Source organism: Novosphingobium sp. (assembly GCF_965214355.1).
Classification (GTDB): Bacteria; Pseudomonadota; Alphaproteobacteria; order Sphingomonadales; family Sphingomonadaceae; genus Novosphingobium.
This window is the reverse complement of sequence record NZ_CBDCBI010000002.1, coordinates 3176381-3192173: the sequence shown is the minus strand read 5'-3', so window position 1 is coordinate 3192173 and position 15793 is coordinate 3176381. Positions and strand designations below refer to the sequence as shown.

At 63.7% G+C, this 15793-nt stretch carries 15 protein-coding genes; 9 read left to right on the top strand and 6 right to left on the bottom strand.

What is annotated here, in order from left to right:
* Nucleotides 1-7: 7 nt before the first annotated feature.
* Entirely contained in the window at nt 8-889 is an 882-nt protein-coding gene (locus ACOOE2_RS14865; protein ID WP_420383765.1) for an SDR family oxidoreductase, read from the bottom strand.
* Nucleotides 890-971: 82 nt separating this feature from the next.
* On the opposite strand from ACOOE2_RS14865, the gene ACOOE2_RS14860 reads away from it, so the two are divergent.
* The 6 genes from ACOOE2_RS14860 (at nt 972) to ACOOE2_RS14835 (ending at nt 5592) form a co-directional block, all read left to right on the top strand.
* Nucleotides 972-1832, top strand: a complete 861-nt coding sequence (locus tag ACOOE2_RS14860) for a helix-turn-helix transcriptional regulator (protein ID WP_420383764.1) — start codon at nt 972-974, stop codon at nt 1830-1832.
* A gap of 95 nt (nt 1833-1927) precedes the next feature.
* On the top strand, nt 1928-3745 hold the full coding sequence (locus ACOOE2_RS14855) for a DEAD/DEAH box helicase (RefSeq protein ID WP_420383763.1): 1818 nt from the start codon (nt 1928-1930) through the stop codon (nt 3743-3745).
* Nucleotides 3742-4314 carry a hypothetical protein gene (locus ACOOE2_RS14850; protein WP_420383762.1) on the top strand — a complete coding sequence of 191 codons (573 nt, stop codon included), beginning with the start codon at nt 3742-3744 and terminating at the stop codon, nt 4312-4314. Before ACOOE2_RS14855 ends, ACOOE2_RS14850 begins: the two co-directional genes overlap by 4 nt.
* Before the next feature lie 169 nt (nt 4315-4483).
* Nucleotides 4484-4690: a cold-shock protein gene (locus ACOOE2_RS14845; RefSeq protein ID WP_420383761.1), complete on the top strand. Its 207-nt coding sequence runs from the start codon at nt 4484-4486 to the stop codon at nt 4688-4690.
* 246 nt (nt 4691-4936) lie between these two features.
* Nucleotides 4937-5224, top strand: a complete 288-nt coding sequence (locus tag ACOOE2_RS14840; protein ID WP_420383760.1) for a hypothetical protein — start codon at nt 4937-4939, stop codon at nt 5222-5224.
* A 119-nt stretch (nt 5225-5343) separates the two neighbouring features.
* Nucleotides 5344-5592 (top strand): hypothetical protein, encoded by a 249-nt coding sequence (locus ACOOE2_RS14835; RefSeq protein WP_420383759.1) that lies wholly within the window; start codon nt 5344-5346, stop codon nt 5590-5592.
* A gap of 362 nt (nt 5593-5954) precedes the next feature.
* On the opposite strand, the gene ACOOE2_RS14830 is transcribed toward ACOOE2_RS14835, so the two are convergent.
* The 3 genes from ACOOE2_RS14830 to ACOOE2_RS14820 all read right to left on the bottom strand — a co-directional run bounded on the left by ACOOE2_RS14830 (nt 5955) and on the right by ACOOE2_RS14820 (nt 9494).
* Nucleotides 5955-6503 (bottom strand): hypothetical protein, encoded by a 549-nt coding sequence (locus tag ACOOE2_RS14830; RefSeq protein WP_420383758.1) that lies wholly within the window; start codon nt 6501-6503, stop codon nt 5955-5957.
* Nucleotides 6504-6801: 298 nt separating this feature from the next.
* A complete protein-coding gene (locus tag ACOOE2_RS14825) occupies nt 6802-7038 on the bottom strand; it encodes a hypothetical protein (RefSeq protein ID WP_420383757.1) in 237 nt (78 codons plus the stop codon).
* A 1175-nt stretch (nt 7039-8213) separates the two neighbouring features.
* Nucleotides 8214-9494: a class I SAM-dependent methyltransferase gene (locus tag ACOOE2_RS14820; RefSeq protein WP_420384624.1), complete on the bottom strand. Its 1281-nt coding sequence runs from the start codon at nt 9492-9494 to the stop codon at nt 8214-8216.
* Between the two features lie 133 nt (nt 9495-9627).
* Here ACOOE2_RS14820 and ACOOE2_RS14815 point away from each other — a divergent pair, with 133 nt between their 5' ends.
* The 3 genes from ACOOE2_RS14815 to ACOOE2_RS14805 all read left to right on the top strand — a co-directional run bounded on the left by ACOOE2_RS14815 (nt 9628) and on the right by ACOOE2_RS14805 (nt 12464).
* A complete protein-coding gene (locus tag ACOOE2_RS14815; protein WP_420383756.1) occupies nt 9628-10491 on the top strand; it encodes a PhzF family phenazine biosynthesis protein in 864 nt (287 codons plus the stop codon).
* A 99-nt stretch (nt 10492-10590) separates the two neighbouring features.
* On the top strand, nt 10591-12126 hold the full coding sequence (locus ACOOE2_RS14810; protein ID WP_420383755.1) for a hypothetical protein: 1536 nt from the start codon (nt 10591-10593) through the stop codon (nt 12124-12126).
* A gap of 191 nt (nt 12127-12317) precedes the next feature.
* A complete protein-coding gene (locus ACOOE2_RS14805; protein ID WP_420383754.1) occupies nt 12318-12464 on the top strand; it encodes a hypothetical protein in 147 nt (48 codons plus the stop codon).
* 33 nt (nt 12465-12497) lie between these two features.
* On the opposite strand, the gene ACOOE2_RS14800 is transcribed toward ACOOE2_RS14805, so the two are convergent.
* Together ACOOE2_RS14800 and ACOOE2_RS14795 are read right to left on the bottom strand one after the other, a co-directional pair.
* The gene (locus ACOOE2_RS14800; protein WP_420383753.1) at nt 12498-13319 is read right to left on the bottom strand and encodes a hypothetical protein; all 822 of its coding nucleotides are present in this window, start codon (nt 13317-13319) and stop codon (nt 12498-12500) included.
* 80 nt (nt 13320-13399) lie between these two features.
* Nucleotides 13400-15751, bottom strand: a complete 2352-nt coding sequence (locus tag ACOOE2_RS14795) for an HAD family hydrolase (protein WP_420383752.1) — start codon at nt 15749-15751, stop codon at nt 13400-13402.
* Nucleotides 15752-15793: the final 42 nt, after the last annotated feature.

Here is a 15793-nt window from a genome sequence, read left to right as displayed (position 1 = left end):
GGCTAGGTTAATCCGCCAGTCGCGCCAGATCCTCCAGCAACCCCGGCCCGCTCGGATTCCACCCCAGCCATTCCTGCGTCAGTGCGCTTGACGCCGGCATGTCCATCGCCGCAAACCCGGCCAGCCAGCCGAAATAGGCCGGCGCTTCGTCCGCGCCCAGCGATTTGGCCGGAAGCCCGGTGCGTGCGCTCAGGGTGTCGCAAATGGCACGCATCGATACGCCGCGTTCGCCCACCGCATGGTAGCTGCTGCCCGCTTTTCCCCGTTCGAGCGCCAGCCGGTACAACACCGCGGCGTCGCTGATGTGGCCGGCGGCCCACACGTTGGCGCCTTCGCCGATATATCCGAACATGCCCTGCTGCCGCGCCAGCGCGATAAGATACGTGATCAACCCCTGTTTGACCGGATCATGCACTTGCGGCAGGCGGATGGTCATGGCGTTGACGCCGTGATCGACCAGTTCGAGCGCGGCCGGTTCGGATTGGCGCGGCAGTGTATAATCGGCGCCGACACGATCGGTTTCGGTAGCGACCCGGCCCGGCCCGACCAGGCCGGCGACGCCGGAGGTCACAATCAGCGGCTTGCCCGATCCTTTCAGTGCGCCGCCCATCGCTTCGATCGCGCGGCGATCTTCGGCACAGTTTTCGGCGAATTGTGAAAAGTCATGGTTGAACGCACAATGGATCACGCCATCGGCCTGTGCTGCATGTCTGGCGAGGCCTTCGGGATCTTCCAGCGATCCCATCGCCACTTCGGCGCCCAGCGCGGCCAACCCTTCGGCTTTGGCGGAATCGCGCACCAGGCCGACGATAGTGTGGCCATGGGCGATCAGCTCGCGCGAAACCGCCATGCCGATAAATCCGGTCGCGCCGGTTATGAAAACACGCATACGTTACTGCTCCTGCTTGGGGGTGCAAAGGCAGGTAGAGGACGCTATCATCGGGTTAAAGTCGTGACCGTATAGGGGTATGATGCCTAACAGCTTGTTGGAAACGCGCGAAAACCGCCTGGGTGCTCTGCTCAAGGACTGGCGCGCGCGGCTCGATCCCGTTGCGCTGGGGTTTTCCGCCGCCCGCCGCCGTACGCCGGGCCTGCGCCGCGAAGAAGTGGCAGGCCGCGCCGCAATCAGCCCGACGTGGTACACCTGGCTGGAGCAGGGACGCGGCGGCGCGCCATCGGCCGATGTGCTCGATCGGATCGCGCATGCGCTGATGCTGACCGATGCCGAACGCGAGCGGGTGTTCCTGTTGGGCCTGGGGCGCCCGCCAGAGGCATTGTATCGCGCCGACCGCACGGTTACGCCGCGCCTGCAGCGCGTGCTCGATGCGTTGGATCCGTCGCCCGCACTGATCCGCACCGCGACCTGGGACGTCGTTGCCTGGAACCGCGCCGCGACCGTGATCCTGACCGATTATGCCGCCGTGCCCGCCGACCAGCGCAACATTCTGCGACTGATATTCCTCAACCCGCGTGCCCGCGCGGCGCAGGCTGACTGGCAAAGCGTTGCGCGTACTGTCGTGGCGGCGTTCCGGCTCGATGCTATCCGGGCCGGGGCGGATGGGGCGATTGCGCCGCTGGTCGAGGATCTGCGCCGGCTCAGCCCCGAATTCGCGGCGATGTGGCAGGAAGCGGACACGCCGGGGCACGAACCCGGTGATGGAACCAAGCAGATCACGCACCCGGTACTGGGGCCGGTCACGCTCGAACATTCGACATTTGCGGTCGACGGGCGGCAGGATCTGGCGATGATCGTGTACAATCCGACCGATGCCACCGTGCGCGACCGGCTGGCCGCAATCATTGCCGAAAAAATGCCGGACCCGGCGGCGTAATACCGGGGGATTGGGCCACAATCGTCAAACCTGCATACATTCGCGCAACACGGTGCTAGGGGGCGCGATTGAACTCCCCCAAAATTGCGAGCCCTATGCCTTTCCCAACTTTACCTACCCCGATTTCCGAAGCTCTGATCGAACAGGGTTATGCCGAGCCCACGCCCGTGCAGGCCGCCGTCATGGCGCCCGAGGCGCAAGGCCGCGATTTGCTGGTTTCCGCGCAGACCGGATCGGGCAAGACCGTCGCATTCGGCCTGGCGATGGCCGATGCGATCCTGGCGTCGAACATCGTCGCGCCCGGCGTAACCCCGTTGTCACGCGCACCTGCCGGACTCGTGATCGCCCCGACCCGCGAACTCGCGCTGCAGGTCAGCCGCGAACTGGCCTGGCTGTTTGCCAAGGCCGGCGCGCGGATCACCACCTGCGTCGGCGGCATGGACGCGTCGAAAGAACGCCGCGCGTTGTACCAGGGCACGCAGATTGTCGTGGGTACGCCCGGGCGCCTGCGCGATCATCTCAACCAGGGCGCGCTCGATCTGTCGGAGCTGAAATACGTCGTGCTCGATGAAGCCGACGAAATGCTGGACATGGGTTTTCGCGAAGACCTTGAGGAAATACTCGAGGCGACGCCGCCCACGCGCCGCTCGCTGCTGTTTTCGGCCACGATGCCAAAGCCGATCGTCACGCTGGCCAAGCGGTACCAGCAGGACGCCTTGCGGATTTCGACCGTCAGCGAAACCCCGGGGCATGGCGACATCGCCTATCAGGCGGTCGCCGTTTCGCCCAACGACATCGAAAACGCAGTGATCAACCTGCTGCGGTTCCACGAGGCCGAGACCGCGATCCTGTTCTGCGCAACGCGCGACAATGTCCGGCATCTGCACTCCTCGCTGACCGAGCGCGGCTTTGCCGCCGTGGCGCTGTCGGGCGAACACAGCCAGAAAGAGCGCAACGCCGCGCTGCAGGCGCTGCGCGATGGCCGCGCGCGGATCTGCGTTGCGACCGACGTCGCCGCGCGCGGGATCGATATTCCCTCGCTCAGCCTGGTCATCCATGTCGAAACGCCGCGCGATGCCGAGATCCTGCAGCATCGGTCGGGCCGTACAGGGCGCGCCGGGCGCAAGGGCATTGCCGTGCTGGTCGTGCCGTATCCGCGCCGCCGCCGCGTCGATGGCATGCTGAAAATGGCGCGGGTGCAGGCCGAATGGGTGCCGGTGCCGACCGCCGAGGCGATCCGCGAACGCGATCGCGAGCGGATGCTGGCCGACATTGCCAAGCCGATCGAGGCAAGCGATGGCGACCGCGCCCTGGCCGCGCAGATCGTCGACAAGATGAGCCCGATGGATCTGGCGATCGCGCTGGTCTATGCGCGCCGCCAGGGCACGCCCGAGCCCGAAGACCTGAACGACCATTCGCAGGGTGATGGCCCGCCGCGCCCCGAACGGCGCGAAGGGTTTGACGATGTGTCGTGGTTCCGCATGGATATCGGCCGTCGCCAGAATGCCGATCCGCGCTGGATCCTGCCGCTGCTGTGCCGTCGGGGCAATATCACGCGCAACGAAATCGGCGCGATCCGCATCACGCCCAACGAAACGTTCTTTCAGGTGCCCACCGCCGTCGAGGCAAAGTTTCGCGCCGCGGTAAAGCGCACCGGCACGCCGGGCAGCGAAGATGAAAACGGCATCACGATCGAGCCCTCGCTGGAGGCTCCGCGTGAAGGTGGCGGCGGTAACGATACCGCGCGCCCGGGTCGCGACAATGCGATGGGCCGGCGCCGCGGGCCCAATACTGGTGAAAATCGTGGTGGTGATAATCGCGGCGGAGGCAGCGAAGGGCGTGGCAACGAAGGGCGTGGTGCGGGGCGGCCGACGCTGCACCGCAAGGGGCCGCCGGCGCGGCGCAAGGATTGACGGCAAACACGGCCTCTGCGCGGGACCAGCGCGGCGATTCCGCCGCGCTGCAACGCGCGCATGATGCCTTGGTGGCAGGCGCCGGATATCTGATCGAGCGCGCCGCACAGCCCTGTGGGGCCGGCGCAATCATGCCCAATGTGCGACTGCGCCGGTCGGGCAATTGCCTCAATGAGCTCGACCGGTTCCTGTCCGTCATGATCGGAGAATGCGCGCGTCTGGCGGGCATTGTCGAGGCGGGCGTGCCCATCGACGATGCCGAAGACATGCCGCGCCGGATCGACAATGCCCGGCGGTTGCGGCGGATCGAAAAGCATTGCGGTGTGGAGACGGGCGCGACCAACCGGTTGCGTGCGATCGCGCGGATTCGCAATCTGGCCTGCGGCGACAGCCTGCAACGCCCCGGTGTCTGGCTCGAGCGCGATATGGCCGTGGCGACGGCCGGCGCGGTTGCGATCGTTGCGCACCCGACGCAAGCACCTGAAATCAGCGATCTTGCGCTTGCCGTGATGGCCGAATTTTATGTCTCGATCGCTGACCGCTTGCTGGCATTTTTCGCGCGCGCCTGATTGTGCCAGGCGCCAGAGGCTTGACTTTTCCCGTATCGGCGTGCATATGAAAGACTGCTCACGTCGCCTGCGACGGAATTTGACGCCTCGGCTCTCCTTCCTCTCCCGTGCTACCGGCTCCGCCCACGCTGTTGTGGGTGGGTTTTTGTTTACGTGTTAAGGAATGCTCATGCCTATTGGTACCGTCAAATTTTTCAATGCCGACAAAGGCTATGGTTTCATCGCACCTGAAGATGGCGGCAACGACAGCTTCGTACACATCAGCAGCGTCCAGAAAGCGGGCCTCGCCACGCTGAACAAGGACCAGCGTCTCAGCTACGATATCGAAACCGATCGTCGTGGTAAGCAGTCGGCGACCAACCTGGTCGAAGCCTGATTGATCAATTCGTCGCGGCGCGTTGTGCGCTGCGACGAATTGCCCGAAGTGCGTCGGATTAATCCGCAGCCATTCGGGCAAGCACCGCTCTAATCAAGCCTCTGCCGCATTGCGCAGGCAGGATATCGGCGTTCGCAAGGCGGATCATCCGGTATCGCAAGGGCCGGGCGCAAGCACAGGCCAACATACAGCGCCGCGCTTGCCCGTACGCAATCCCATATTTTCGGTCGCGCGCAGCAGATGCCATTGGCACTGCCGCTCGTAACAGACCGGATATCCCGTATTTTTTCAATCGTCGGCCATTTTTTGCGCCGGCAATTCCTTCGAGTTTTCAAATTTTCCTTTATGACTTTTCCATTCAATTTTATTCGTTCGTTTTCAAATCCGTCCAACATTGCACATGGCCCAAACCCGCTCGACGGCGAGGGCCGGTTCAACCGTTTTTCAGCGCACGCGCCGCATTCGGCGCTGCCGAATGGCGGAACACTGACCCAGGCCGAATTGCAGCGACTTGTCGCCGAAATGGTCGGGTAATCCTGTCGCCGCATCGGGCAATCGTGTAACAACTGCATTGCCCTTTCGCGCCGCATGGCGCCGACACACGACCACACGCCCATTCTGGCCGGCATGCGCCGGCAGCGAAAGGAAACGCCATGTCCGGCTCCAGTGAATTCTACCTCGCCTGCGCCGCGCAAAGCCTGCGCGATGCCGAGGCCAGCACACTGGCCAATGTGCGCGATCGCTGCCTGCGCTCGGCCGCATCGTGGCAGGCGATGGCAACCCGCACCGCGGAAATAGAAACCAGCCGCCGCGCCCGCGAAAAAAAGGCGTCGGACGCTGCGGCGGATCGTGCCGCCCCCGGCGAGAATGGTGCCGATGCCTATCGCGGTGAAATCGGTTAACGTGCGCCAGGATCGCTTGCTATCGTGATCCCGCAGGCACAGATCCAAACCGTTTCGTCTCCCCGAACTTGATCCGGGCCCGCGCTTCGTCCTTTCTTGCGTGCCAAGATAAGCGGCATCCGATCAAGATCCAGGCGCGCAGCCGATGCTGGCGTCGGCAAATCTGTGCGAAACCTTCCATGGCTGCAGGGTTTCCAGGCAGCGTGACACATTTTCTGCGAGCTTGGACGGCGGGAAGTGGAGGAATACGGACCGACCGCTTTAGGCAGGAAAGGCCTGCGGAGCAGCCATTCGGCTCAAGCCGACAAGTGGCAGATTTGCGACGTTTTAAGCGGCAGAATTCCTGCCCTATGAGGATGCAACTAAGACTTCACCTTCGCTCGCGCCCATTCGATCAGCGTGGTTGCATAGAGGTCCTGCATCATCTTGTCCTGTGCAGCCATGAAGCTGTTGTTGGAGCCAAGATTGGCAGGCAGCCGGTGCCGGCGCCAGCCAATAGTATTTTTTGGCTTTGTCCCCTGCCAGCGGCGAAAAATCCAGCGCACGGCCAGCACGGGCGGGTCAAGGGGCGACCTCGCAAAACCGACTGCTGAAACCAGCAGCTCAGCGTAACAAGCTGATTGCGATGAGCTTATTCGTCGGCCTGCATTGACTGCCTCTCCCAACTGGCTGACGCGTTGCTTTGCGACAGGATCCTTTCCCAGTTCATCGTAGGCCGGCAGAGTGTCTTCGATTACCACCCGCGTTGTGGCCGGGAGACGAAGGGATGAAAGTACGTCCTCCCGCTTCATGGCCGCTGCCTGTGCTTCAGGCGGTATTTTTTGGACTACCGCGGCCCCAATAGTTTGGTTTGTTTGCTTGTGCACTTGCCCGTCCACATAAGACCCGAACGGTAACAAAATACTGGCCATTCCCTGTACGTTTGCAACACCATCGCGCGTTGGCCAAACATGTAGTTCACAACCAAGTCCCTGACCGAGCGTGACCGAGGCTGTCGCGGCAGATTGCGACAAAGCAGGTGTCCCAATCGCCGTCTGTGCAAGCATAAAAACTGCCAATGCCGCTGCGCGCCTCATCGAATGCCGCTCCAACTATGTGTAACCGGCACGCGCTAGCCGATTTCTGGGCCAACCGCATCAATTTTGGTGTTTGATCTACAGCTGATAACGGGAATTGGTTTCATCCGCTCAAGTGGCAACTTTTGGGGCGTTAGCTACCAACCACCTGATAGGTGATCTTCACCCCCGACACGCTGTCGCTTCGTTTGAAGAGCCTCGATTTCGCGGCATAGCGAATGACCAGATGGTCAGGTGCGAGCCATTTTGTTTCCGCCCATGACCCTTCCCAACTTCCGACGCGGGCGGCACCATGATCGTCATCGGCGATGAAGGCGTTGCCGCCGCCAGTGGGTTTGTCGTCTGGCCGGAGTATCGAAATATGCGTCAAAAAGCCGGTGGTCGCCCCGCAGGCTCGCTGAAATAGGACAGCCGCCAAAGCGCCCGTGGGTGAGAGGCTGCTCGATGCGACCGTGTTCTGGCACGTAGCCGAGCAACCCGCGCATGCGAACAGCGTTAGCATGGGAAGGAAGACTTTCATGCGCTAACATGACGGACCGAATGACCGGAAGTGGCGACTCCCGTCGTTCGTCACCGCATCGGTCCATGCCGGAAATTTTCACTTCGGCAGACCTTCAGCCGGTGCGTCAAAGATAACCCCGACCAATTTTAGTTCCTAAGTCGCGCCTCTTCGAATCCACACACATTCAATAGCATATCTTTCGTCATTCCCGCGGACGCGGGAATCCAGGCTGGGCGCCAAGCACAAACCGCGCCACTTGACGCCCAGCCTGGATTCCCGCGTCCGCGGGAATGACGAACGAAAATACGATTTGAGATGCCGTAGCGCGCATCGTGCATTTTCACGTTTGTGTTGGTGCGATGTTTTAACGAGGCGCCGCGCGGCTCATCACTCTGGCGCGTCATATAAAAAGAAGCACAAGCCCGGATCAGGTCCGGGCGGACGAAAAGGGTGGGATCGGGCGCTGGTGGGCGCCGTTCCATATGCCGGCGTCTCGCTTTCTGCTGTCTGTTCGTGATGGGTCCGGAGCATGTTGGCGGCTTGCAAGATCGCCATCATGCCCCGGACGCCGATCGGCGCATACAGTGTTCGCGCTTGACCGCGCGCTGGTCTTTTTGCCCCAAATCCTCTTTGCCGCCCTGGCCTTTCACCAGGCGCACAGCGGCCATCAACACGACTGCAACGGCTTCGCGCAAAACGCACTGCGCGGGCCGGTGTCTCCAGGTCGGCGGGTCGGGAGCGCCGCAGCGGTTCCCGACGGATAGCAGCTGACAGGACAACCCACGCCCTGTGCAACCCTCCGGAGCTATGGCCAATCCGCCTGTCGCATCTGTTACCGCCACACACCGTAAAATCCGGCATTCTGGTGACGGGGACAGTGAAACAGGGATTGTGCCCAAGCACATCTCCAAATCACTGGAGATTGGATCGACAGTCGGGGGATTGATCCTAGGGGATATGCCTTAGGCCTGCGGTAAAGTGTTGGAAAACCTTGCTGAATTTCGCCGATCCGGCTTTCCGCCAAAACGGATCATACATGCGTGTCAGGCATGCGCGGCATCCCGTTGCCTTGCCACGACTGGCTGGCCTGCAGACGATTGCGCATTGTACTGCGTCTCTGCCGCCTGGATATAATCGCGCGTGATCGGCACCGCATCGCGGTTGCGTACCAGTTGCAGCTGAAAATTGACCAGGCTGGCGTGTTCGAACCCGGTTGCGGCGCCGGCCAGGTAAAACAGCCACATCCGGTAGAATTTTTCGTCGAACAATTCGACGATCCGCGCGTGTTGCGCCACGCAGCGGTCGAACCAGGCGCGCAAGGTCGGCGCATAATGCCGGCGCAGCACTTCGCAATCGGCGATCATGAGCTTGTTGGGCTCCACCGCAGCGACCATTTCGCTCAAGCTGGGAATGTAGCCGCCCGGAAAAATGTATTTGCGCGTAAAGTCGTCGGTGACCGCTGGCGGCGCGGCGCGGCCGATCGTGTGCACCAGCATCACGCCGTCGGGGTCGAGCAGATTGTGGCACTGCCGGAAATACTCGGGAAAATTGCGCGTGCCAACATGTTCGAACATGCCGATCGACACGATCCGGTCGAATTTGCCCACGACATCGCGATAATCGATCAGCTCGAACGTCACGCCGTCGGATACGCCCTCGCGCTGTGCCCAGCCCCTGGCATAGCCGACCTGTTCCTTGCTGAGCGAAATGCCATGCACTTTCGCGCCGCTGATCTTGTGCAGATGGATCGCAAGGCCGCCCCAGCCGCAGCCGATATCGAGGACGCGCGTCCGGGGCGTCAACGCCAGCTTCGCCGCGATGTGGTTCATCTTGGCGATTTGCGCGTCTTCGAGCGAAGTCACGCCCTCGGCCCAGTAGGCGCAGGAATACTGCCGGTTTGAATCGAGGAACAAGTCGTACAACCGATCATCGATATCGTAATGGTGCGCGACATTGCGGCGCGATGCGGACCGTGCGTTGATCCGGTTGATCCGGCCGATCACCGCCAGGCGCGCCCGGGCAAACAGCCCCGGATTGTCGAGATCGCGCCCGCTGTCCCACGGATTGTTACGCCGGACAAAGCCGATGAAATCCATGATGTCGCCACCTTCGATCTCGACGCGCTGGTCCATATAGGCCTCGGCAAAGCCCAGGCTGGGGTTGCGCGCGATCTTGCCCGGCACGCCCTTGTCGGCCAGCCGCAGCCCGAGATCGGGCCAGCCCGGTGTTGCGGTGCCATAAATGCGCTGGCGGCCATCGGCCTCGGTCAGGGTCAGCGTTCCCTGGTGAATCAGTCTTTTCAACGCGGCATCAAGCAGAAGCATCGACATCGGGAGCATGGTCTCTTGTGGTGGCAGTCCGGGGTTGGCCCTAAATCGCGATTTACACAGCCTTCGTAAAGACCTTTTGGCGCACTCGGCATTGGTTGCATGGCGTTTTGGCGCTAAGCCCACCGCCATGAAGCTTGATCTGGTCGATGTGTTTGCCGACGGTGCCCTTTCCGGCAATCCGCTGGCGGTTGTCCATGGCGCCGATGCGCTGGATGGGCCGGCGATGCTCGCATTGACGCGGTGGCTGGGGTTTTCGGAAACGACGTTCCTGCTGCCGCCGACCGAGCCGGTGGCGGACTATCGCGTGCGGATTTTTTATCCGGCGGGTGAATTGCCGTTTGCCGGGCACCCGACCTTGGGCAGCGCGGCAGCCTGGCTGGCGGTAGGCGGGCAGCCGCAGCGTGCCGGGCTGGTTGTGCAACAATGCCCGGCCGGGCTGATCGATGTGCGCGTGGACGGCAATACCCTGGCATTTCGCGCGCCGCCGCTGCGCAAATCCGGATCGCTCGACGCCGCAGAACGCGCCGAGGCGATCAGGGTGGCGGGTGTCGATGAGGCCGATGTGATCGCTGCGGTCCATGCCGACAATGGGCCCGGCTGGCGCCTGTTGCATCTGGTTTCCGCAGACGCCGTGCTCGCGGCGCGACCGGTCGCGACTGCGCCGGTGCCGACCGATGTCGGCCTGGCAGGGGCATGGGGCGCAGACCATCTCCGTGATCGCCAATGGGAGGTGCGTGCGTTTTTCGCCGATGCCAACGGCCGGCTGGTCGAAGATCCGGTGACCGGCAGCCTTAATGCCTCGGTCGGGCAATACCTGCTGGCGACAGGGCATGTCGCCGCGCCGGGCTATATCGCGGGGCAGGGGCAATGCATCGGCGCCGATGGCCGGATCGCGGTGACTGTCCACACCGATGGCGTGTGGATCGGGGGCAAAGTGCAAATGGTGGCGCAGGGCGCTGCGTTGCACCTGCCGGCCTGCCCGCCTTCCTGAACCCCGGCCCCGGAACCGGTTCACCCGCCGCTCATTGTGTATCAGGCAATCCGACGGAAGCCCGAAAGGCTATCCCTATGGCATGCCAGGAGAGCGGATATGACCAGAACACATTTGAACAAGCGCGGATTGGCGCTGGGAACGGCGGGGCTTTTGCTGACCGCCGTGCTCGCCGGCTGCAACAGCGGCACCGCGCCTGGCGCTTCGCCTTCGGATGCCGGAACCGGCGATGCGTCGTCCGACGCGGCCGCAGCGGCCCTGCCACTCAGCACCGGGGCGCCGGTCGCGGTCGTTGCGGCACCGCCGGTTTCGGCCTTGCCTGCGGCAGCCGCCGTGCCCGTTCGCCGTCTCGCCAATCGGCGCGCTGGCTACGCCTATCTCGACCGCGCTTATTACCAGCAGGGTGCGGTGCAGGATGCGCCGCCGGATTACACGTTCGATGACAATGGCGTGCGCCCGTGGACCTGGGCGACGCGCGATGGTTCGCGCGTGATTACCGAGCCGGTGTCCGGCGGATACCGCTATTATTATTATCAGGCCGGCGCGGATTCGCCGTATCTGGTGCGCGACCCGCGCTATTCCTATGCCTATGACAACGGCGCGCTGGTCGATGTGTTTACCGCATCGGGGCAGGAAATCGATTACGCGGATTCGCCCGAACAGGTTGGCTATGCCGGGCGCTATCTGGGGCGCGGGCAGTACCTGTATCGCGGAGCATCGTCGGGCCAGCGCGTTCCGGTCAATGCGCGTGCGTGGAACGATCACCGAGCCGAGATCGCCGCGCAGCACGCGGCCTGGCATCAGCAGATCAACAACAACCCCGACTGGTCGGCGTGGAACGATCAGCATCGCGATGACGAACAGCGCGTGTGGAACGACGATCGCCAGCAGCACCAGGCCGCAGCGCAGCAGTTCGGCCAGTGGCAGCAACAGGGCTATCAGGGAGAGCCGCCGCAGTTTTATGGCGAGCCGCGTCATTCGGACAATCACACCGCCGCAATCGTCGGTGGCGTTGTTGCAGCCGGCGCGGCCGCGGTGGCCATCCATGAGCTGACGCATCACGATCATCCAAACCAGGGACAAAATCCCGGCCAAAATCCCGGACAACCGCAGGGCCAGTATCGCGGTCCGGGAAACACCAATGCCCAGCCGCAAAATCCGAATGTCGCGCCGCAGAACGCCGGGTCGCGTCCTGGCGGTCAGCCCGGCGGCGGCCACTATGGGCACGAGCAATCCGCACAGCCCGCAGCGCCGCAGTACACACAGCCCAGCCATCCCGCGCCGCCACAACGGCCGGAAGGCGCCGCCGCACAGCCCGGCCGCCCGGAGCGGATGATGATGCCGCACAACAGCGAACCGGCACCGCACTATGCAGCGCCGCAGGCGCCATCGCATCCTGCCCCGCCGCAGCACTTCGCCGCGCCCGTGCACACCGAAGTGCATACGGCGCCAACAGCGGTCGGCCATGTGACCGAAGTGATCCAGCGTCCGATCGTGCCATCGCATCCGGCGCCACCCCAGGCGGCCTTTGCGCCGCATCCCGCCGCGCCGTCGCATCCCGCGCCGCCGGCGCCGCGTCTCGCCGAGCCGCAGCATCCCGGCCCCCAGAACCACGAACCCCACGAGCATCCGTAACAGCCCATAACAGGCCCTTCCCCCAAGTTGGGGAAGGGCTGGCTGGGCATTCATGATGCTGGCGGAACGTGCCGCGTTACGGATGCGGCCGGGCGCATCATGGCCGGCGCGGGGCCACAGCGGGGAACCTGCCGTTTGCCGGGGTGTTATATGCAGGCGGTCGCGCTTTTCCAGATCGCATGGAGCAGCCCATGGCACCGAACGACAATCCGATCCACGTTGAAGCCGAAGACGCACGCGCCGGTTCGACACCGCATATCGTCCGTTATGTGCTGGCGATTAGTCTTTTGCTGGCAGTCGTCGCACTTGGCGTGATCTGGGCTATCTTTCGCCACTGACCACGGCGCGCGACGGGTTTTTGGTGGCCAGGATCACAGCTTGAGTTTCAGACCCATCGAAACATGGACTTGCGACCGGTTGGCAGGCGTCGCCGGATTGAATCCGTAATCGTACCCCAGGTCGGATGAAATCGACATTTTGCCGTCGCCCATGTTCAGACGCAGCCGGGGTCCGGCCGTTTGCATATTGGCCGTGGTCAGCGCAGAAACCGTGCCCAATGTACCGTGCGCGTCGACGCCTAGCTGGACCATGGAACCGACACTGACCAGCGCATGCCCGTCATAACTGACCGCCATCGGATCGGGCACGTTGAAATTCTGCCGTCCGGTCAGATTGAAAGCGGCGTCGACCGCGCCTGTCTTGTGGATGATCCGGATTTCGGTGTTGATCCCGGCCGATTGCTTGTCGGTGGCCACGAACTGGTCGGAGACACTGACGGCCACGCCCTCGTGCGCACCGAACGTCGGATTGGCGATCGCGGCCAGGCCGGGATCGAGCTGCATGGTCCGGGGCAGTTTTGCCATGAACGCATCGCGCACGCCAGACACTGGCGGTTTCACGGGCCCGCCAGCCAGGCGCGTGGCAAGTCCTGTCGATTGCAGGATATTGCTGATCAACGCGGCGTCGAACGCCTGGGCAAAGCCGGCTTGCGCGCTCAACGCAGCCAGATCAAGATCTGCAAGGTCGGGCATCATCACGCTCGGATCGTCCATGCCGTCGGGGCTGGCCAGCGTGGCCGGCATCGCCAGCGACAGCACGCCGGCATGCGCCGGCTGTGCGCAGCCGGCCGCAATCACCACCAACAGGGCGATGGCGAAATGGCGATCTGTCCTTGATCCGTCACGGTTCGACATGGCACGTGCGCTTGTTGCAAAGAGACCGGCGATTGGATCGCACATGTAACGCAAATGGCGCTCCGGTTCAGCCCCTCTCGCTATATATTCGTATCCGCGCCGATCGGGCGAAACACCACGACGATCAGCAGGTTGTCATCGTCCGCCGGCACCGGTGGCTGAAAATGCACCAGCGCGGCGCGGTCGGGGCAATGCCACAGCCGGTTGGTCAGCGCGACGATGCCGTCGAAATGCGGGACGATCACGGTTTCGCGCGCGGCGGTGTCATGCCGGCTGTTCAGGTATTCGCCCGCAGGCATCGCAACGACGCTGGCGATCTCGACATGTGCCGCGATTGCGCCGAACGGCACGCTTGCGCCAAACCGCCCGGCACCGACCGGAATACACAGCGCGAAAAACCCGTCATGCGTCGCGCGGTATGGCAATTCGATCCGCGCGGTTTCGCCGCCACGGCTCAGCATCACCGCAATGCGCCCCGCTTCGTCGGCGAAATCGGCCGCAACCAGCGCCATTGGAAAACACGCGGTGGCCAGGTGCATCAGCCGCGTGGCAAAGCCTTCGCCCGCCAGCTCTGCGGGCAGAAACATCCGCCGCGCGCCTTTCTGATAAAACAGCCCCTGTCGCAGCAGCCCGGCGCGGGCAACCCGGGCATCGAACAGCGGTAGCGTTTCACACGTGCCCAGATTGACGTCGTGTTCGAAAGCGCTGACAATCTCCAGCTCGGCGCGCATCGGCAGGTACATCAGCCGCATCAGCGTCGCGGCATTGGCCTGGCGCCACGGCCCGATCGGCTCTGGCGTGTCGGCGCGCACAACATGCGCGGTGGCCGCGTCCGCAAACGCCAGGCACCCCTGCTGGATGGCTTCGCGCACGCTGCTCTGGGGCACGCCGATATCGCTGGCGCCGCGGATCGGCGCGCCATCGTCGGCATAGTCGTAGACCGAGCCCTGCTGAGCCGTCGCAATCTGTTCGATCAGCGCGACATTGGCCGTCATCGCGTTCAGCACCGGATGATCGTAATGCGCGGGATCAAAATAGCCGCGCTTGTCCAGGCCGCCGGCCTGCATCTCGCGCAGGATCAGGTAGCGCCCGGCAATGTGAACCTTCAGCGCGCGCGTCAGCAGCGGATCGATCAGCGACTGCACCGAGCCGTTGTAGCCCAGGTCGACAAGCATCAGCGTATCGCCCGGCGCCGGCCGCACCGTGTTGCGGACATGGCTGACCAGTCGCTCGGCCAGGGCCTGCGCCGCTTTGACGATCGGCCGGCGGTTGGTGGGCACGCGGCACCAGTCGTGCAATGCGCGCCAGCCGTCGGCGTTGCTGCGGTTGCCGCAGACTTGTGCAATGGTTGCGTCGGGCAGGCGCAGTTGGCGCGCGATGATTGCGGGATCGATGCCCCGGTTTTCCTCGACATGGCGCAGGATCGCCGGGTCTTGCGCAAATGCTGCAAAGGTCGCGGTCAGGCGGCTGATCTCGATCGCATGAACCGGCCCCGCGCCGCTTTTCTGGTGCATGCGCATCGGCAGATAGCCATCGCGCATCAGGAACAGCCAGTGGACGGTGCCGGGCCGCCCTGCCTGCAATTCGGCGGCCTGCAATTCGGCGGCCTGCGTGCGCAACCACTGGTCATACCCGAACAGCACCGGGCCCAATGTGGCAAAACCGAAGTGTCGCGCGGCGTCGCTTTCATCGGCCATGGCCAGCGCCGGGCGATGCGGCTGCGGGGATTTCGGGCTGCTGCAGCCACGCCCCTCGATCAACCCGGCCACCGCGTTTTCCAGGCGCAATTGTTGGGCCGAGCGCTCGCTGAACTGACGCAAGTGCAGCGTGTGTACGCCAAACGGGCTGACCCCGCCGACATCGGCATCGGCATTGTCGCCGATGTGCAGGATCTGGTCGGGCCGGGCTTTCACGCGCGCCAGGACCTCACGATAAAGCCCGGCGGCCTTGGGCAAGCCGTATGTGGACGAAGCGAACACGCGGTCGATCATCGCAGCGGTCTCGGCGCCGGCCGCGCGCGCCACCAGATCGAGCAACGGGCCAGGGGCCAGATACGTGTCGGACACCAGGATCACCTGCAGCCCGCGCGCTTTCGCCTCGCGCATCAGCGCGATCGTCGGGGCAAAGCCATAGCAATGCCGCGCCTCCAGCGCGAGCTCGGCGGCGCTCGCCCGCGCGCGCGTTGCATCGCCCGCATGCGGCATGACCATGCGATAGATTTCGTCGATCGCGACATCGTGCACCCCGCGCGCAGCACGTGCGTTGCGCCGTGCCCGGCGCTCGCCATGCACACGCTGATAGGCGTTGATCGGGATCCCATCGCTGTCCGGCAGCGCGGCAAACAGATCGCTCGGCGCATGGCAATCCCGCCATAACAGCGTGTCGAAGCAATCGAGACTGAGCACCCGGATGCCCGGGAACCAATCGAGCACGTGGGGCAACTCGTGCGGATCGCAGTGGCTGCGCGTTTGCGG